The 18,121-nt window shown below is 69.0% G+C and carries 17 protein-coding genes; 5 read left to right on the top strand and 12 right to left on the bottom strand.

Annotated elements, in window-relative coordinates; genetic code table 11:
- A complete protein-coding gene (gene cseC / locus AB0I98_RS28030; protein WP_210577996.1) occupies positions 1 to 1,344 on the top strand; it encodes a two-component system sensor histidine kinase CseC in 1,344 nt (447 codons plus the stop codon).
- Here cseC and AB0I98_RS28035 read toward each other — a convergent pair.
- From AB0I98_RS28035 to AB0I98_RS28045, 3 genes are all read right to left on the bottom strand, one after another.
- On the bottom strand, positions 1,326 to 1,799 hold the full coding sequence (locus tag AB0I98_RS28035; RefSeq protein WP_362946603.1) for a VOC family protein: 474 nt from the start codon (positions 1,797 to 1,799) through the stop codon (positions 1,326 to 1,328). The two genes, cseC and AB0I98_RS28035, sit on opposite strands and share 19 nt — an antisense overlap.
- Before the next feature lie 57 nt (positions 1,800 to 1,856).
- Positions 1,857 to 2,288: a helix-turn-helix transcriptional regulator gene (locus AB0I98_RS28040; RefSeq protein WP_362946605.1), complete on the bottom strand. Its 432-nt coding sequence runs from the start codon at positions 2,286 to 2,288 to the stop codon at positions 1,857 to 1,859.
- Between the two features lie 74 nt (positions 2,289 to 2,362).
- Positions 2,363 to 3,937, bottom strand: coding sequence for an MDR family MFS transporter (locus AB0I98_RS28045; protein WP_362946608.1), 1,575 nt, complete (start codon positions 3,935 to 3,937; stop codon positions 2,363 to 2,365).
- Positions 3,938 to 4,059: 122 nt separating this feature from the next.
- Here AB0I98_RS28045 and AB0I98_RS28050 point away from each other — a divergent pair, with 122 nt between their 5' ends.
- Positions 4,060 to 4,656, top strand: a complete 597-nt coding sequence (locus tag AB0I98_RS28050) for a TetR/AcrR family transcriptional regulator (RefSeq protein WP_362946610.1) — start codon at positions 4,060 to 4,062, stop codon at positions 4,654 to 4,656.
- Here the strand turns inward: AB0I98_RS28050 and AB0I98_RS28055 are convergent.
- Entirely contained in the window at positions 4,653 to 5,240 is a 588-nt protein-coding gene (locus tag AB0I98_RS28055) for a M23 family metallopeptidase (protein WP_362946612.1), read from the bottom strand. The two genes, AB0I98_RS28050 and AB0I98_RS28055, sit on opposite strands and share 4 nt — an antisense overlap.
- 433 nt (positions 5,241 to 5,673) lie before the next feature.
- Between AB0I98_RS28055 and AB0I98_RS28060 the strand changes: the two genes are divergently transcribed.
- Positions 5,674 to 6,303, top strand: a complete 630-nt coding sequence (locus AB0I98_RS28060) for an HAD family acid phosphatase (protein WP_362946614.1) — start codon at positions 5,674 to 5,676, stop codon at positions 6,301 to 6,303.
- Positions 6,304 to 6,383: 80 nt separating this feature from the next.
- Positions 6,384 to 9,674 carry an NACHT domain-containing protein gene (locus AB0I98_RS28065; RefSeq protein ID WP_362946617.1) on the top strand — a complete coding sequence of 1,097 codons (3,291 nt, stop codon included), beginning with the start codon at positions 6,384 to 6,386 and terminating at the stop codon, positions 9,672 to 9,674.
- Here AB0I98_RS28065 and AB0I98_RS28070 read toward each other — a convergent pair.
- Entirely contained in the window at positions 9,577 to 12,102 is a 2,526-nt protein-coding gene (locus AB0I98_RS28070) for an ATP-dependent Clp protease ATP-binding subunit (RefSeq protein ID WP_328359543.1), read from the bottom strand. The genes AB0I98_RS28065 and AB0I98_RS28070 overlap by 98 nt on opposite strands.
- Positions 12,103 to 12,534: 432 nt before the next feature.
- Here AB0I98_RS28070 and AB0I98_RS28075 point away from each other — a divergent pair, with 432 nt between their 5' ends.
- A complete protein-coding gene (locus AB0I98_RS28075) occupies positions 12,535 to 13,179 on the top strand; it encodes an SCO3374 family protein (protein ID WP_362946620.1) in 645 nt (214 codons plus the stop codon).
- A gap of 21 nt (positions 13,180 to 13,200) precedes the next feature.
- Here the strand turns inward: AB0I98_RS28075 and AB0I98_RS28080 are convergent, their stop codons facing one another.
- The 7 genes from AB0I98_RS28080 to nadC all read right to left on the bottom strand — a co-directional run bounded on the left by AB0I98_RS28080 (position 13,201) and on the right by nadC (position 18,117).
- A complete protein-coding gene (locus AB0I98_RS28080) occupies positions 13,201 to 13,536 on the bottom strand; it encodes an Lsr2 family protein (protein ID WP_210577987.1) in 336 nt (111 codons plus the stop codon).
- Positions 13,537 to 13,761: 225 nt separating this feature from the next.
- Positions 13,762 to 14,295: an amino-acid N-acetyltransferase gene (locus AB0I98_RS28085; protein WP_301983040.1), complete on the bottom strand. Its 534-nt coding sequence runs from the start codon at positions 14,293 to 14,295 to the stop codon at positions 13,762 to 13,764.
- A 9-nt stretch (positions 14,296 to 14,304) separates the two neighbouring features.
- Positions 14,305 to 14,757 carry a BlaI/MecI/CopY family transcriptional regulator gene (locus tag AB0I98_RS28090; RefSeq protein WP_362946623.1) on the bottom strand — a complete coding sequence of 151 codons (453 nt, stop codon included), beginning with the start codon at positions 14,755 to 14,757 and terminating at the stop codon, positions 14,305 to 14,307.
- A 137-nt stretch (positions 14,758 to 14,894) separates the two neighbouring features.
- Positions 14,895 to 15,074, bottom strand: coding sequence for a hypothetical protein (locus AB0I98_RS28095; protein ID WP_362946626.1), 180 nt, complete (start codon positions 15,072 to 15,074; stop codon positions 14,895 to 14,897).
- Positions 15,075 to 15,153: 79 nt separating this feature from the next.
- Positions 15,154 to 15,852 carry a hypothetical protein gene (locus AB0I98_RS28100; RefSeq protein WP_362946779.1) on the bottom strand — a complete coding sequence of 233 codons (699 nt, stop codon included), beginning with the start codon at positions 15,850 to 15,852 and terminating at the stop codon, positions 15,154 to 15,156.
- Between the two features lie 486 nt (positions 15,853 to 16,338).
- Entirely contained in the window at positions 16,339 to 17,136 is a 798-nt protein-coding gene (locus AB0I98_RS28105) for a type III pantothenate kinase (protein WP_362946629.1), read from the bottom strand.
- A gap of 3 nt (positions 17,137 to 17,139) precedes the next feature.
- Positions 17,140 to 18,117, bottom strand: coding sequence for a carboxylating nicotinate-nucleotide diphosphorylase (gene nadC, locus AB0I98_RS28110; protein WP_362946781.1), 978 nt, complete (start codon positions 18,115 to 18,117; stop codon positions 17,140 to 17,142).
- Positions 18,118 to 18,121 lie beyond the last annotated feature (4 nt).

The following is an 18,121-nucleotide window of genomic DNA, read 5'->3' on the forward strand; positions in this document are numbered from 1 at the left end:
ATGCGGGGGATCTTGGGGCGCCTGCTCCCGGCGCGATGGGCACGCACGGGCATCCGTACGGGCGTGCGGTGGAAGCTGAGCGCGGCGATCGCGTTCGTCGGTGCGCTGGTGGCGATCGCGCTGAGCCTGGTCGTGCACAACGCGGCCCGGGTCTCGATGCTGGACAACGCCCGGGAGCTGGCCGACGAACGGATCCAGATCGCCCAGCGCAACTACGAGCTGTCCAAACGGCCGAACTTCCCGAACGTCGAGATCAACGACCCGGACCTGCCGCCCGAGCTGCGGCTGAAGGTCGAGCAGGGCCGCCGGGCCACCTATGTGACCGACCACAAGGGCGGCGTGCCGGACATCTGGGCCGCCGTACCGGTCACGGACGGCCGTGTGCTGTCCCTGCACACCGGGTTCACCGACCGCAGCACCGACATCCTCAACGACCTCGACCAGGCCCTCGTCATCGGCTCCATCACCGTCGTCCTCGGCGGCAGCGCGCTCGGTGTGCTCATCGGCGGACAGCTGTCGCGTCGGCTGCGCAAGGCGGCGGCCGCGGCGAACCAGGTCGCCAAGGGCGAGACGGACGTCCGGGTGCGGGACGCGATCGGCGGTGTCGTACGGGACGAGACCGACGACCTGGCCAGCGCGGTGGACGCCATGACGGACGCCTTGCAGCTGCGGCTGGAGGCCGAGCGCCGGGTCACCGCCGATATCGCGCACGAGCTGCGCACGCCGGTGACCGGGCTGCTGACCGCGGCCGAGCTGCTGCCGCCGGGCCGGCCGACCGAGCTGGTCCTGGACCGGGCGAAGGCCATGCGCACGCTGGTGGAGGACGTCCTGGAGGTGGCCCGCCTCGACGGTGCATCGGAGCGGGCCGAGCTGCAGGACATCATGCTGGGCGAGTTCGTCAGCCGGCGGGTGGCGGCGAAGGACCCGGCCATCGAGGTGCGTGTGGTCCATGAGTCGGAGGTCACCACCGACCCTCGGCGCCTGGAGCGCGTGCTGTTCAACCTGCTCGCCAACGCCGCCCGGCACGGCAAGCCGCCCATCGAGGTCACCGTCGAGGGCCGGGTCATCCGGGTCCGCGACCACGGCCCCGGCTTCCCCGAGGAGCTCCTCGCCGAGGGCCCGAGCCGGTTCCGCACCGGCCGCAGCGACCGCTCCGGCCACGGCCACGGCCTCGGCCTGACCATCGCCGCCGGCCAGGCCCGGGTCCTGGGCGCCCGGCTGACCTTCCGCAACATCCGCCCGGCGGGCGCGCCGGAGCACGTACCGGCGGAGGGCGCGGTGGCCGTGCTGTGGCTGCCGGAGCATGCGCCGACGAGCACGGGCAGCTACCAGATGTTGCCGTAGGGCTCCGCCTCAGCAGGACCAGTCCTTGCCCAGGTCGAGTCCACCCTCGCGCGGCTGGTGAAGGAGAACCAGTTCCCGGAGTCGTCGCGGAACAGCGCCTCCGTGCCGTAGGGACGCTCCTGCGGCTCCTGCAGGAACTCCACGCCCCGGTCCTTGAGCTTCTTGTAGTCGCCGTGGATGTCGTCGGTGGTCAGCACGCCTGCGCCGAGGGACCCCTTGGCCACCAGCTTCCTGATCATCTCGGCGGACTCGGGGTCCATGCCGGGCCCGTCCGGCACCATCAGCGTGAGCTCGAGGTCGGGCTGCTCCGGGGAGCCGACGGTGAGCCAGCGCATGCCGCCCTCGCCCATGGTCATGTCCGTGCGGACCTCGAGGCCCAGCTTCTCGGTGTAGAACTCCTTGGCCCGGTCCTGGTCGAGGACCCAGACGGTCGCGATCTTGAGACCTTTGATCATGGCGCGCTCCTGTCGGCTGCTGTCGTGCCTGCCCTGTCACCGTAGGAGACGGCGCCGTCAGCCCGCTTCTTCAGAATTGCGCTGTGGTCCGGGGGCGACGGGCCGGAAGCCTCCGGCCCAGTGCATGACGTAGCAGCCCGGTATGAGGGCGGTACCGCGTCCCAGGTGTTTCGTCCGGTACTCGGTGGGCGTCAGCCCGGTCAGTGCCTTGAACCGGGTCGAGAACGTACCCAGGCTGCTGAAGCCGACGAGGTGGCAGATCTCCGTGACCGTCAGATTCGCGGTGCGCAGCAGATCCTCGGCCCGCTCGATGCGGCGGTGCGTCAGATACTGGCCGGGCGTCTCGCCGTACGCCGCCTTGAAAGCCCGTATGAAGTGATAGCGCGAGTACCCGGCATGCGCCGCCACCGCGTCCAGGTCGAGGGACGGCTCGGCCCAGTCGCGGTCCATGGCGTCTTTGGCCAGGCGCAGCGGCCGCATCGTGTCCATGGCCCGATGGTGGCACGCGGCACTGACAACGGCCCCCGGGTCCACACCCCGGGGGCCGTTCACTCACCGCCCGCTCAGACCGTCTCGGTCGCCGGCGCCCGCACCGCCGTACCGCCCGGGGAGTCCTCCTTCGGCCCCGCCCCCTTCAGCGGCACCTCCTTGACGAACACCGCCGCGACCAGCGCGATCACGGCCACCACGGCTCCCAGCAGGAACGCCGAGTGGGTGCCCGCCGACACCGCGTGCTGGTAGGCCTCGCGCGCCGCGTCCGGCAGCTTCGCCAGGCTCGCCGCGTCCAGCTGGGCGGACTGCTCGGTCACCTTGGAGCCCAGCGCGCCGGCCCGGTCGGCCATGACGTCCTGGACCCGGTTGTTGAACAGCGCGCCCATGATCGCGACGCCGAAGGAGGAGCCGAGGGTGCGGAAGAGGGTGGTGGACGAGGACGCGACGCCCATGTCCTTCATCTCCACGCTGTTCTGCGCGACCAGCATGGTGATCTGCATCAGGCAGCCCATGCCGAGCCCGACGACGGCCATGAACACGCCGGACGTGACCCGCGAGGTCCCGGTGTCCATCGTCGACAGCAGATACAGCCCGACCGCCATCAGCGCACTGCCGACGACCGGGAAGACGTAGTACCGCCCGGTGTTGGTGGTCACCCGCCCCGCGACCATCGACGTCACCAGCATCGCGCCGAGCATGGGCAGGAGCAGCAGCCCGGAGTTGGTCGCGGACGCGCCCTGCACGGACTGCTGGTAGAGCGGCAGGAACAGCGTGGCGCCGAACATCACGAACCCGACGATGAAGCCGATGATCGACATCAGCGTGAAGTTCCGGCTGCGGAAGATGTGCAGCGGCAGCACCGGTTCGGCGGCCTTGGTCTGCCAGAACACGAACCCGACGAGCGCGGCGACCCCGATGCCGATCAGTTCCATGATCCGCGCGGACGTCCAGGCGTACTCCGTGCCGCCCCAGGTGGTGACCAGCACGATCGCGGTGATGCCGACGGTCAGCAGGCCCGCGCCCAGATAGTCGATCTGCGTCTGCGCCCGCTTCTTCGGCAGATGCAGTACGGCGCTGATGGCGAGGAGCGCGACGATGCCCAGCGGCAGGTTGATGTAGAAGGCCCAGCGCCAGCCCCAGTGGTCGGTGATGGTGCCGCCGACCAGCGGACCGCCGATCATCGCGAGCGCCATGACGCCGGCCATCATGCCCTGGTACTTGCCGCGCTCGCGGGGCGGTATCAGGTCACCGATGATCGCCATGACGCCGACCATGAGCCCACCGGCACCGAGGCCCTGCACGGCGCGGAAGCCGATCAGCTGCCCCATGTCCTGGGCCATGCCACTGAGCGCGGAGCCGATCAGGAAGAGCACGATCGAGCTCATGAAGATGCCCTTGCGGCCGTACATGTCGCCGAGCTTGCCCCACAGCGGGGTGGAGGCCGCGGTCGCCAGGGTGTACGCCGTCACCACCCACGACAGGTGCTCGAGCCCGCCCAGCTCACCGACGATCGTCGGCATCGCGGTGCCGATGATCATGTTGTCGAGCATCGCCAGCATCATCGCGATCATGAGCGCGAAGAGCACGACCCGCACGCTCCTGGGCCGACCGCCCGCCTCGTCTGTGACTGTCTCTGTCGCCACCATCGTTCCCACTCCCCCGGCAACCGCTACTTACTTGCCGCCCGGCTAGTTGTCTACACTCGGAAGGTAGAGGCGTAACTAGCCGGGCGTCAAGTAAGTTTTCTGGAAAGCCGAGGAGTACGAGGATGGGCGGCACCATGGACGGCACCAAGCACCGGCGCCGCGGGGACACCCGCCAGCGCATCCAGGACATTGCCCTCGCACTCTTCGCCGAGCAGGGCTACGAGAAGACCTCCCTGCGGGAGATCGCCGAGCGTCTCGATGTCACGAAGGCGGCGCTCTACTACCACTTCAAGACCAAGGAAGAGATCATCGTCAGCCTCTTCGAGGACCTGACGAAGCCGATCGAGGACCTGATCGAGTGGGGCAGGCTGCAGCCGCACACCCTGGAGACGAAGCAGGAGATCGTACGGCGCTACAGCCAGATCCTGTCCGAGGCGGCGCCGCTGTTCCAGTTCATGCAGGAGAACCAGGCGACCGTACGGGAACTGAGCATCGGCGAGATGTTCAAGAACCGCATGATGGGCATGCGCGACATCATCATCGATCCGGACGCCGACCTGGTCGACCAGGTCCGCTGCATCAGCGCCCTGTTCACGATGCACGCCGGGATGTACGCCGTACGGGACCTCGAAGGCGACCCCGAGGACAAGCGCAAGGCCGTCCTCGAGGTCGCAATCGATCTGGTGACCCAGGCGCACACCGGGAGCCGGAACGCTTAGAGCGCCAGGCCCTTGCCGCGCAGGAAGGCGACCGGGTCGATGGCGGAGCCGTAGTTCGCGGTCGTACGGACCTCGAAGTGCAGGTGCGGGCCGCTGGAGTTGCCGGTGTTGCCGGACAGGGCTATCCGCTGGCCGGTCTTCACGATCTGGCCGGCCTTGACGTTGATCTTCGAGAGGTGGGCGTACTGGGAGTACGTCCCATTGCCGTGCTTGATGACGACGGCGTTGCCGTAGGCGGGGCCGTCACCGGCGCCGTTGCCGCCGGCCTTGACGACCGTGCCGCCGTGCGCGGCCTTGACGACGGTGCCGCTGGGCACGGCGAAGTCCTGCCCGCTGTGGGTGGACTGCCACATGGCACCGTTCGCCGCGAAGCTCGCGGACTTGGTGTACTTCGCGACCGGCTTGACCCAGGACGTGGCCTTCTTCGCCGCGGCGGGGGGCGCGGCCTTGGCGACCGTGCCCTGCGCGGCGGTCGCGACTCCGGCCCCCAGCACGACCGAGGCACCGACGGCGGCAGCCATGACGGCCCCACGGGTGCGGAGCAGGGACGTACGGGAAGAGCGAGCGGAGACGCGCTGGAACATCAGAACCTCACGGGGGAAGGGGACAGAAAACCACCCGGCGCACAGGCAGCCGCCGGATGGGACACCCCTTGGTACCCCCACCGCCCAGAGACCCCCAAACCCCCGATCTACGACGGAATCTAGTACTTCACCGCAAAACTTCCCGGTTCTTGACAGAGCAACCATCAGCCTCAAATCGACCAATGAGGGCGTAATCCCACCACTCCTCCGCACGAATAATCCCTTTTGCCCAACCGGCGGTTTCCACTATTCCCTCTAGTACCGGGCAAATCGCCTGTGCGGCTTGTCACCGAGCGACCACCCGCGGTGTGACCCGCATCTCGCGTGGAGTTACCGTCAAGTAACCACTTCGTTCCCCTCGCGCCACCCCCGCCGACGAGCATGCACGCGACAACCGGCAGCGCACGTGTGACGTGAGAGGACCCCCACCCCCATGAGCAGAGGCACCTGGACGCGCCGTATCGGCATGACCACCGTCGCCACCGTCGCCGTCACGGCGATGGCCATCCCCGCCGGCGCCCAGGCCACGACGGCCACGAGCACGTCCGTCAGCGCCGCCGCAGCCGAGGACGTCGACTACGCGACCTGGCAGCGGGACTGCCAGGCGGTGATGGACCAGGCGATGCCGTACCTGAAGCAGCGCATCGCCGCCACGAAGCCGGGCGAGAAGCAGGCGATCGTCTTCGACATCGACAACACCACGCTGGAGACGGACTTCGGCTTCAGCTACCCGTCCCCGGCGAACGCGCCCGTCCTCGAAGTCGCCAAGTACGCCCAGGACCACCGCGTCGCCCTTTTCTTCGTGACCGCGCGCCCGGACATCATCGGCTCCGTGACCGACTACAACCTCAAGCACGTGGGCTACAAGGTGTCAGGGCTCTATGTCCGCAACTTCGGCGATCTCTTCAGGGACAAGGCCGAGTACAAGACCGCCAAGCGCGCCGAGATCGAGGCCAAGGGCTACACGATCATCGCGAACATAGGCAACACCCCCACCGACCTCTCCGGCGGCCACGCCGAGAAGACGTACAAGCTGCCGGACTACGACGGCCAGCTGTCGTAGCCGCTCCAGGGGCCCGCGCCGACGCGCGGGCCCCGCCAACTCCCGCCATCGTCAAGCGCGTTGCCCCGTACCCTCGAACCATGGTCGATCCGGGAACGGTGGGGGTCCGTGTCGCGTCGAGCGCCATCGCGCCCCTCATACGCAAGCTGTTCGCGCAGCCGGGGCCGGGGGCCGGCCTCACCACACAGCCGGTACGGCTGTCCGCTCTGGTGAGCTTCAAGGGCGAGCAGCGCACGCTCACCCCCAAAGAACTGCACCGCCTGGTTCGCGAACTCGTACGGCGCACCGACCAGGGGCTGATGACAGAGGAGCGGGACGCCGTCGCCGACGCCCTCGAACTCACCCTGTACGCCCTGGGCGACCTGGACCTCGACGACGTACAGGCCGTCGACCTCGGCCACGAACAACTCGCCGCCCGCCTCTACGAACAGGCCGGCGGCCCCCGCCTGGTGCGTTTCCTCAGCCAGGACGCGGCGGCCCTCTACTCCCGTCTCCTGGACAGCGCCTGCGTCCACATCCTGCACTTCTTCACCCAGCGATCGCCGTTCGTGGCGCGCACGCTCGTCGAGCAGAGCCGACGGCTGCGCGATCTCATCGACCGTACGGACATCCTCATCGAGCGCCTCGGCTCGCAGCCCGCCGAGGACGCCGGCTTCGAGAAGCGGTACGCCGCACACATCGCCAGGAAGCACAGCAGCCTCACCATCTACGGCATCGATCTCGCCGAAAGCCGCCAGTGGCCGCTGGACACCGCCTACCTCAGCCTGCACGCGACCCACCACGTCGAGCACGCCTACGAGCCGGCACCCGACGAGCCCCACAACAGCGCGCTCATGCTCGCCGAGGGCTGGGCACACCCCCTCGCCCAGCCCGTCGACAAGGCCCTCTCCGGCCACGCCCGGGTGCTCCTGCGCGGCGTCGCGGGCTCGGGCAAGACCACGCTCGTGCAGTGGCTCGCGGTCACCACGGCCCGGCAGAGCCGTCTCACCGGGGAGCTCGCCCACCTCATCGGCCGGATCCCGTTCGTCCTGCCGCTGCGCACGCTCACCCGCCAAGGCGCGAGCCTGCCGCTGCCCGCCGACTTCCTGCGGGCCGTCGGCTCGCCGGTGGCCGGCGCGCAGCCGCCGGGCTGGGCGGACCGCGTCCTCGCCGCGGGCCGCGCGCTGCTGCTCATCGACGGCATCGACGAGGTCCCCGACCAGGAGCGAACCCGCACCCGCGGCTGGCTCTGCGATCTGCTGTCCGCCTACCCGGACAACCTCTGCCTGGTCACGTCCCGCCCCTCCGCCGTACGCAAGGACTGGCTCGGCACCGAGGACTTCACCGAGCTGACGCTCTCCCGGATGAGCCGCGAGAACATCGCCGTCTTCGTCCACCGCTGGCACGAGGCGGCGAACGCCGACCCGGCCCTCGGCACCGCCCTGCTGGACGCGATCCGCACCAAGCAGGACCTGGGCGCCCTCGCCACCAACCCCCTGATGTGCGCCCTGATCTGCGCCCTGCACCGCGAACGCCGCGGCTTCCTGCCGCGCGGCCGCAAGGCGCTGTACGACGCCGCGCTCTCCATGCTCCTGGAACGCCGCGACCGTGAACGCGACATGCCCGGCGCCGGCCTCGACCTCGACGAGGAGTCCCAGACCGAGCTCCTCCAGAAGCTCGCCTACTGGCTGATCCGCAACGGCCGCTCGGAGATGTCCAGACCCGACGCGATCGCCCAGCTCGAACGCCTGCTGCCCGCCATGCCCTACGTCGCCCGGCAGGGCCCCGCCGATGCGATCCTGCGCCATCTCCTCACCCGCTCCGGCCTGCTGCGCGAACCGGCCACCGGCTCCATCGACTTCGTCCACCGAACGTTCCAGGACTATCTGGGCGCCCGCGCAGCCGTGGAGGAGCGCGACTTCGACCTCCTGCTGCGCCACGCCCACCTGGACCAGTGGGAGGACGTCATGCGCATGGCGGTGGCCCACGCCCGCCCCGACGAACGGGCCCGGCTGCTCCGCGGACTGATGGAGCGTGGCGACCGGGAACCCGAGCACCGCAAGCGCCTCCATCTCCTGGCCATGGCCTGCCTGGAACACGCGGCGAAGCTGGATCCGCGGGTGCGGGCGGAGGTGGAGCGGCGGGCGGCCTGCCTGATCCCGCCCCAGAGCTTCCCCGATGCCCGCGAGCTGGCCGACCTCGGCCCCATCGTCCTGGAGCTCTTGCCGGACCCCGACGAGGTGCCCGACCCCGAGCAGCGCGCCTACGTCGTCCATGCAGCCGGTCTCATCGGCGGCGACGCGGCGCTGCCGCTCATGGTGAAGTACCGGGACACCGGCGCTCGCGGCGTCGACGCCCAACTGGGCCAGTTCTGGTCCAAGTTCGACACCGACACCTATGCGCGGGAGATCATCGACCGCCTGCGCTACAAACCCGACATCGCCATCACCGTCCACTCGCCGAAGGAACTCACGGCCCTGAACCACCTCGGCGGCCACGACAACGTCGACCTCATCGGTGACTTCACCGCCGACCAGATCCTGGAGAACTTCGGCGACCACCCCGTCGAACGGATCAGACTGGCGGAGAACACGGTCCTGCACGACCTCGACTGGGTGCGGCGGCTCCCGGATCTGCGCCGGCTCGTGCTCTACGAGTGCTCGGCCGTCCACTCCCTGGCACCGCTCGCGGGCCTGTCCTTGACGGACCTGGCGGTCCTGGGCAGTTCGCCGGTGCGGGACCTCTCCCCGCTGCGCGAGCTGACCGGCCTGAAATTGCTCAACCTGCGCGGAATCCGGGGGACGTCGCCCCTGGAATCCGTCTCCCGACGCAATCCGCTGGAGGTGCTCTTCCTGCCCCCGAACGCCTCGGGCCTGTCCGCGCTCCCCGAGTTCTCCGGTGTCCGCCAACTCGGCCTCGACCTGGACATGCGCCTCACCCCCGAGGACTGGCAGTCCGTCGCACAGCTGCGGAACTTGTCCTCGCTGACTCTGAACGCCCGGGAACTGGTCGACCTCGCCGCGACCGGCATCACCCTGCCCGCGATCACCTACGTCTTCGTCTACGGCATCGACCGCCACGTCGACACCGAGCAGGCGGCAATGGTCTTCCCTTCAGCGCGCTACTTCACTGCCTGGGCCCCCGCGTCCGTCGACCTCGCGCCCCTCGCGGCCCACCCTCACCTGCACACGGTCAACGTCACCGACGCCCGGACCCTCACCAACCCGGACGCCCTCCCCGCCCATATGAAGCTCACGGTGACGCCCCACCCGGATCAGGCTCACCCCGGAGGGGTTACGCCTCCTTGCTCAGATTCGGTCCAGCCCCACCGGCCGCCTGCTCGATCGGCGGGACGTCCGGCAGTGCCGACTTCTCCTCACCCCGGAAGGTGAAGGTCTTGGCCTCGCCCTCGCCCTCCGTGTCCACGACCACGATGTGGCCGGGGCGCAGCTCGCCGAAGAGGATCTTCTCGGAGAGGGAGTCCTCGATCTCGCGCTGGATGGTGCGGCGCAGCGGACGCGCGCCCAGCACGGGGTCGTAACCCTTCTTCGAGAGCAGTTCCTTGGCGGACTGGGAGAGCTCGATGCCCATGTCCCGGTCCTTGAGGCGCTCGTCGACCTTGCCGATCATCAGGTCGACGATCGCGAGGATGTCGTCCTGGGTCAGCTGCGGGAAGACGACCACGTCGTCGACGCGGTTGAGGAACTCGGGCCGGAAGTGCTGCTTGAGCTCGTCCGAGACCTTGTTCTTCATGCGCTCGTAGTTGGTCTTCTTGTCGCCAGAGGCCGCGAAGCCCAGGTTGAAGCCCTTGGAGATGTCCCGGGTGCCGAGGTTGGTCGTCATGATGATGACCGTGTTCTTGAAGTCCACGACCCGGCCCTGGGAGTCGGTCAGTCGACCGTCCTCCAGGATCTGCAGCAGGCTGTTGAAGATGTCCGGGTGAGCCTTCTCGACCTCGTCGAAGAGGACCACCGAGAACGGCTTGCGGCGGACCTTCTCGGTCAGCTGGCCGCCCTCTTCGTAGCCCACGTAGCCGGGGGGCGAGCCGAAGAGACGCGACACCGTGTGCTTCTCGCTGAACTCCGACATGTCGAGGGAGATCAGCGCGTCCTCGTCACCGAAGAGGAACTCGGCCAGGGCCTTGGACAGCTCCGTCTTACCGACACCGGACGGGCCCGCGAAGATGAACGAACCACCCGGACGCTTCGGGTCCTTCAGACCGGCACGCGTACGGCGGATCGCCTTCGACAGCGCCTTGACGGCGTCGGTCTGGCCGATGACCCGCTTGTGGAGCTCCTCCTCCATGCGGAGCAGGCGCGAGGACTCCTCCTCCGTGAGCTTGAAGACCGGAATGCCCGTCGCCGTGGCGAGGACCTCGGCGATCAGCTCGCCGTCGACCTCGGCGACGACGTCCATGTCGCCGGCCTTCCACTCCTTCTCCCGCTTGGCCTTGGCGGCCAGGAGCTGCTTCTCCTTGTCGCGGAGGGAGGCGGCCTTCTCGAAGTCCTGCGAGTCGATCGCGGACTCCTTGTCGCGGCGGACACCGGCGATCTTCTCGTCGAACTCGCGCAGGTCCGGCGGCGCGGTCATCCGGCGGATGCGCATCCGGGAACCGGCCTCGTCGATCAGGTCGATCGCCTTGTCCGGCAGGAAGCGGTCCGAGATGTACCGGTCGGCCAGGGTGGCGGCCTGCACCAGCGCCTCGTCGGTGATGGAGACGCGGTGGTGGGCCTCGTACCGGTCACGGAGACCCTTGAGGATCTCGATCGTGTGCGGGAGCGAGGGCTCGGCGACCTGGATGGGCTGGAAGCGGCGCTCGAGCGCGGCGTCCTTCTCCAGGTGCTTGCGGTACTCGTCGAGCGTGGTGGCACCGATGGTCTGCAGCTCACCACGGGCCAGCATCGGCTTCAGGATCGAAGCGGCGTCGATGGCGCCCTCGGCGGCACCCGCACCGACCAGCGTGTGCAGCTCGTCGATGAACAGGATGATGTCGCCGCGGGTGCGGATCTCCTTGAGGACCTTCTTCAGGCGCTCCTCGAAGTCACCGCGGTAGCGGGAGCCGGCGACCAGCGCGCCGAGGTCCAGGGTGTAGAGGTGCTTGTCCTTGAGGGTCTCGGGCACCTCGCCCTTGACGATGGCCTGGGCGAGGCCCTCCACGACGGCGGTCTTGCCGACGCCGGGCTCACCGATCAGAACCGGGTTGTTCTTGGTACGGCGGGACAGCACCTGCATGACCCGCTCGATCTCCTTCTCGCGCCCGATGACCGGGTCGAGCTTGGACTCACGAGCGGCCTGGGTGAGGTTCCGGCCGAACTGGTCGAGCACCAGGGACGTCGAGGGGGTGCCCTCGGCAGGCCCGCCGGCGGTGGCGGTCTCCTTGCCCTGGTAACCGGAGAGCAGCTGGATCACCTGCTGCCGCACGCGGTTGAGATCAGCGCCCAGCTTGACCAGGACCTGGGCGGCGACGCCCTCGCCCTCACGGATCAGGCCGAGCAGGATGTGCTCCGTGCCGATGTAGTTGTGGCCCAGCTGAAGGGCCTCGCGGAGCGACAGCTCCAGGACCTTCTTGGCACGGGGGGTGAAGGGGATGTGCCCGGACGGGGCCTGCTGGCCCTGGCCGATGATCTCCTCCACCTGCTGGCGGACCGCCTCGAGCGAAATCCCGAGGCTCTCAAGGGCCTTGGCGGCGACACCCTCACCCTCGTGGATCAGGCCCAGGAGGATGTGCTCGGTGCCGATGTAGTTGTGGTTGAGCATCCGGGCTTCTTCCTGAGCCAGGACGACAACCCGCCGCGCGCGGTCGGTGAACCTCTCGAACATCGTTAATCGCTCCTCAGAGCGGTCAGGCAGTGGGGGGAACTTCCCCTCCCTGTCCTTCCGCAGCTTAGTCCCGCAAGCGGGGACCGCTCATTCCAACTGCCGACACCGTCGATGGCCTCCTGACCCCGCTAACGCCGACATCTGCTCCAACCCGATGGTGCGAGACGATGTTCCCGCAGGCCAGGTGGTTACCCTCACCATCAGTACGCCGATGGCGAACGTGAGACGCCCTGTCCTGCGTGTCGCCCCCTCTCACTAGGGATGTCTTACCCGCTCGCACCGACAGTCCATGCCGCGTGCACGGGTTCCCTCCGCTACGGGCGAACAACCTTGCACGACCCCACACCCCCGCACGCCCCCTCTTCCAGCACGCTGCGCACTCACTTGAACACCCAGCGTAACTCGCACGGTCCTCCGGCAGTTGCGCTTGGCATGGTTGCCACCGGCCGCTCGACTTCGCCCGCAATCTCCACCGCCTCCACCGTTTCCGCAGCGGTCCCTTTCCCCCGGCGGCCGCTCGATCCGAGCGATCAGGTCCGCCGGTGGTACGAGAACGAACTGGGATGGGCGACGGTGCCCGGGATTCCCGTACGACTTCAGCTGGGCCTGCGCTTCGACGTCCTGGACGTGCCGGCCGAGGCGGGCCGGTCCGCGCTGCGCCACCTGGCGCCGGGCTCCCCGGTGGCCGTACAGGGCGACCGGATGCGGCTGCTGGTGGCCGCGGGCAGCACAGAAGAGCTGCCCGGGCTGCTGGACTGGCTGGAGTGGGGCACGCTGGCGCTCGACCTGATGGCGATCGGCGAGGGCGGCCTCATGGACGCACCCGCGCCTCCGGGACGGTGCTCCATCACGGGAGCCCGGCCGCCGTCGACCGGGGCCGCAGCCCTCCGGGGGGCCGCCGTGTGGCTGCGACCCCCCGAGCCGGGATGCGAGGTCGAAGCCTCGCTGCCGACGCTGTCGGCTCTGGGGGGCGGTGGAGACGCCCCCGATCTCGTGCGACTTGTGCACACGGTGGCAACGCACTGCCACCGATTGCGGCTGCGGCGCGCTTGCGCTCAGCCGTCGGCCTTGTCATAGGCCTTGCCAAAGGCCTCGCGATCAGGCGTTCGCCTTCTCGTATGCCTCGCGAATGGTCGCGGGAACACGGCCGCGGTCGTTGACCTCGTAACCGTTCTCCTTCGCCCAGGCGCGGATCTGCGCGGTGTCCTGGCTGCCACCCGAAGCGGCACGCGCCTTTCCGCGTCCACCCGAAGCACGGCCTCCGGTACGACGACCACCCTTCACGTAAGGCTCGAGAAGGCCGCGCAGCTTGTCCGCATTGGCGGTCGTGAGATCGATCTCGTACGTCTTGCCGTCCAGCGCGAACGTCACGGTCTCGTCCGCCTCGCCGCCGTCGAGGTCGTCGACAAGAAGGACCTGAACCTTCTGTGCCACCGGATTTCCTTTCATCGATAACTTGAGGGCCTGGGGTCTGCGGCGTCCGCCGTTTCGCCGTCCCCTGTTATATGCAGTACTGCAGTACATCGGAAAGCAAACCGCTTTTGCTGGAAAAACACAAACCCCCGGGAGAGACCCACAGGTCATCCTTGGTCCGGAAACATGCGCGTTTCGGACATAGGGAACCTGGGCAGCGCAGTCCGCTTGAAATCTCGTTGGCGATCACAGATGCAGAAGCATCCGGCTGTTGCCCAAGGTGTTCGGTTTCACTCGTTCGAGACCGAGGAACTCCGCGACGCCCTCGTCATAGGAACGCAGCAGCTCCGCGTAGACGTCGGTGTCAACAGGTGTCTCGCCGATCTCGACGAAGCCGTGCTTGCTGAAGAAGTCCACTTCGAAGGTCAGGCAGAATACGCGGCGAACGCCGAGCCAGCGCGCGGTGTGCAGCAACTTCTCCAGCAACTGATGCCCGACACCGGCACCCTTCAGTCCGGGCTTCACCGCGAGAGTGCGCACTTCGGCGAGGTCTTCCCACATCACATGCAGGGCGCCGCAGCCGACCACGTCGGCGTTGTCGTCCCGTTCCGCGACCCAGAACTCCTGGATGTCCTCGTAAAGGGTCACTGTGGCTTTGTCGAGCAGGATCCGGTCGCGGACGTAGGTGTCGAGGAGTCGACGCACCGCCGGTACATCGCGGGTGCGGGCCCGGCGGACGGTGATGGCTTTTGCGGTGACTTCGGGACGCTCTGCTGACATGAGCGGACGCTATCGCCCGCCCGCCTCAGGCGCCGAGCCGGGGTTCTCCCCGCCGGTATCGCGTTCGGCGCTATCGGTGGCGCCGGCCTCTTCGGCGGGTTCAGGTGATTCTTCCGGGTCTCCGACGACGCGGATGGCGTCCCGCAGGGCCTGCCGCTGTTCGTCGCTCATCATCCCGAAGAAGGCGACGAGAGCGGCGGCCGCGTTGTCGCTCTGCGACCAGGCCTCGTTCATCAGCGCGGCGGCGTAGGCGGCCCGGGTGGAGACCGCCTCATATCGATAGGCCCGGCCTTCCGCCTCGCGGCGCACCCAGCCCTTCTGATGGAGATTGTCCAAAACGGTCATCACCGTGGTGTAGGCGATGGACCGTTCCTGCTGAAGATCTTCGAGGACTTCTCGAACGGTCACCGGGCGGTTCCACTTCCACACCCGCGTCATGACCGCGTCTTCGAGTTCTCCCAATGGGCGAGGCACAACTCGACACAATAGTGGGAGATCTCCGTATTGGCGTCCGGGGCAGGCGCAGGGAGAACAAACAGGAACAAAAAGGGCGTACGGCTCGAAAGTGCCCGAGGGGCACGGGAGCCGTACGCCGTACGTCAGGCGTCGGTGCCGGAGGGGGTCTGGCGGGCGCCCTCCACGCGCGCGATGGCGGCCTCGACGGCCGCGTCCTCCTTGGCCTTGTTGGCCCCGCCCTGGCTCCTCACGATCACCCGGATCACACCGATGAAGAACACGGCCATCACGGCCGGGGGCAGCAGCGCGGAGACATAGTCCATGCGACCAGGGTAGCCACGGGGCGTGGAGCGGACGGTGCCGGGTTGAGGGTTTTCGTCCGCCTGCACCGAAGCGCGCCGCTCAACCTGCGACGACGAGCTGCCGTGACGGGTTCGCGGGCGGCTGGGCGGGTTTACGGCGCGGGAAGACCTCGCCGGGGGTGGGGATGGGGCGACCGGGCTTCGGGGCGGCCGGGGCGGGGGCGGGCTTGGGAGCCGGCTTCTCGGCGGGCTTCTTCTCGGGCTTACGTCCGGGCTCCTCGCCGGCGTCCGCAGCGAGACCGCCGGGAAGGGCTGTGAGGCGCGTGCGGGAGGCTGGGGCGCCGGGTGTAAAGCGCGTCGCGGATCGCCCCGCACGGGGCGCGAGACGGGCACGTACGCCCGTCCCACCCGGCTCATCCCGCCGGTCCTGCTGGCCCCACCGGTCCCGCTGCTCCCGACCGGCGAGATTTCGACAGCGGTCGAGGAGGGCGGCCGCGGCAGGGTTGCCGCTCAGCGCCCGGAGTGCGGTGAGGTCGTCGGGGACGGGCCGGTACCCCGCGCTCAGCGCCTCCCCAAGCAGCGCGAGATAACCGGTGGCGGTGCCGGGAAGGGCGGTGCGGTACCGGGCGACGTCGGCCACCAGGAAGGCCCGCATCCGTGCCCCCTCACGCATCGCCTCGTCGAGGGACTCGGCAAGGCGGAGGCAGTCCTGGACGTCCTCGGCCGAGACGGGGCTGGGCTGAAGGGCGAGGGCGAGAGCGCGGCGGAGCACACGCAGCTCCTCCACACCGAACGCCATGCCGCCGCGGTATCCGTATGGCGTGGGCATGAGGTGACGATACGCGCTAATCAGACAAACCCGGCCACATCCCCCGGGTGTGGCGCAAGAGCCACCCACCCGGCCGCGACAGCCATCCCGCCCGCCCGGCCTTTGTCCCGGGGCTGGCTTCTCTCGGCGCCGACCCGCATCATCCAGCCCGTCCGGCGTTTGAGGACGAGCGCGGCCATCCCCAACCCCCACCCCCCTGGGGGCGCCTCGCTTCTCGGTGCCGGTCCACGCATTTCAGCCCGTCCGGCGTTTGAGGACGAGAACCGCCATCCCCAACCCCCACCCACCCGCTGGGGACACCTCACTTCTCGACGCCGGCCCGCACATTCCAGCCCGTCCGGCGTTTGAGGACGAGGCCGTTCAGGCCGAAGCGGGGGTCTGGGGGCGGCAGCCCCCAGGGATGGGACGGGTAGGGGCGGCGGGGGCGAGGAAACTCTGGGGTACGCCGGACGCGGGTCACATGCGTGAGACGTTCCGCTCGTAGACCAGCCGCAGCCCGACCAGCGTCAGCCAAGGCTCATGCTCATCGATCACCGAGGACTCACCCAGCACCATCGGCGCCAGCCCACCCGTGGCGATCACCGTCACCTCATCCGGATCCTCGGCCAACTCCCGAGCCATCCGGTTCACCACACCGTCCACCTGCCCGGCGAACCCGTACACGATCCCCGACTGCATCGCCTCGACCGTGTTCTTGCCGATCACGCTCCGCGGCCGCGCCACCTCGATCTTCCGGAGCTGCGCCCCCTTGACGCCGAGCGCCTCGACGGAGATCTCGATACCGGGCGCGATGACCCCGCCGATGTACTCCCCGCGCGCGCTGACCGCGTCGAACGTCGTCGCCGTACCGAAGTCCACGACGATCGCGGGCCCGCCGTACAACTCGACCGCCGCCACGGCGTTGATGATCCGGTCCGCGCCGACCTCCTTGGGGTTGTCGGTGAGGATCGGCACGCCCGTCTTGACGCCCGGCTCGACCAGTACGGCCGGCACATCGCCGTAGTACCGCCGCGTCACCTCACGCAGCTCGTGCAGCACGCTCGGCACGGTCGCGCAGATCGCGATCCCGTCGATGCCGTCGCCCAGCTCGTCCCCGAGGAGCGGATGCATGCCCATGAGGCCCTGCAGCAGGACCGCCAGCTCGTCGGCCGTACGGCGCGCGTCCGTGGAGATCCGCCAGTGCTCGACGATGTCCTCGCCGTCGAACAGGCCGAGGACGGTGTGCGTGTTGCCGACGTCGATCGTGAGGAGCATGACTTACTCCGCCTCACGGAGATCGAGGCCGATGTCCAGGATCGGCGAGGAGTGGGTCAGGGCTCCGACGGCGAGGTAGTCCACGCCGGTGTCCGCGTACGCCTTCGCGTTCTCCAGGCTGAGGCGCCCGGAGGCCTCCAGGGCGGCCCGGCCGTGCACGAGAGCCACCGCCTCCTCGCACTCGCCCGGCGTGAAGTTGTCCAGCAGGATCAGATCGGCGCCGGCGTCCACGACGTCGCGCAGCTGGTCCAGGGTGTCGACCTCGACCTCGATCGGTACGTCCGGGAAGGCCTCCCGTACGGCCTTGAAGGCCTGCGCGACACCGCCCGCGGCGACCACGTGGTTGTCCTTGACCAGGGCCGCGTCGGACAGCGACATCCGGTGGTTCACGCCGCCGCCGCACCGCACCGCGTACTTCTCCAGCGACCGGAGCCCCGGCGTCGTCTTCCGGGTGTCGCGGACCTTCGCCTTAGTGCCCTCCAGAACGTCCGCCCACGCGCGCGTGGCGGTCGCGATGCCCGACAGACGGCACAGGAGGTTCAGCGCGCTGCGCTCGGCCGTCAGCAGGTCACGCGTGCGCGTGGTGACCGACAGGAGTGTCTGCCCGGCCTCCACCCGGTCGCCGTCGTCCACATGCCGCTCGACGGCGAACTCGTCCTCGCAGACCACGGAGAGCACCGCTTCGGCGACCCGGAGGCCCGCCACGACGCCCGCCTCGCGCGCGGTGAAGTCGGCGGTGGCGACGGCGTCCTCGGGGATGGTCGCGACCGTCGTCACGTCCACCCCGTGGTCGAGGTCCTCCTGGATGGCCACGTTCGCGATGTCCTCGACCTCCACGGGGTCGAGTCCGGCCTCGGCCAGGAGCTCGGCGAGTGCGGGATCGAGCCCGCACTCCAGGTACTCGTCGCCGGTGTCCGCACCGCAGGCGCAGCCGTCGCCGCAGCCGTCGTCCTGTGCGAGGGGAAGGTCGGGGGTATCCACTGCT

This window comes from Streptomyces sp. NPDC050211, from assembly GCF_040656035.1.
Taxonomy (GTDB): Bacteria; Actinomycetota; Actinomycetes; order Streptomycetales; family Streptomycetaceae; genus Streptomyces.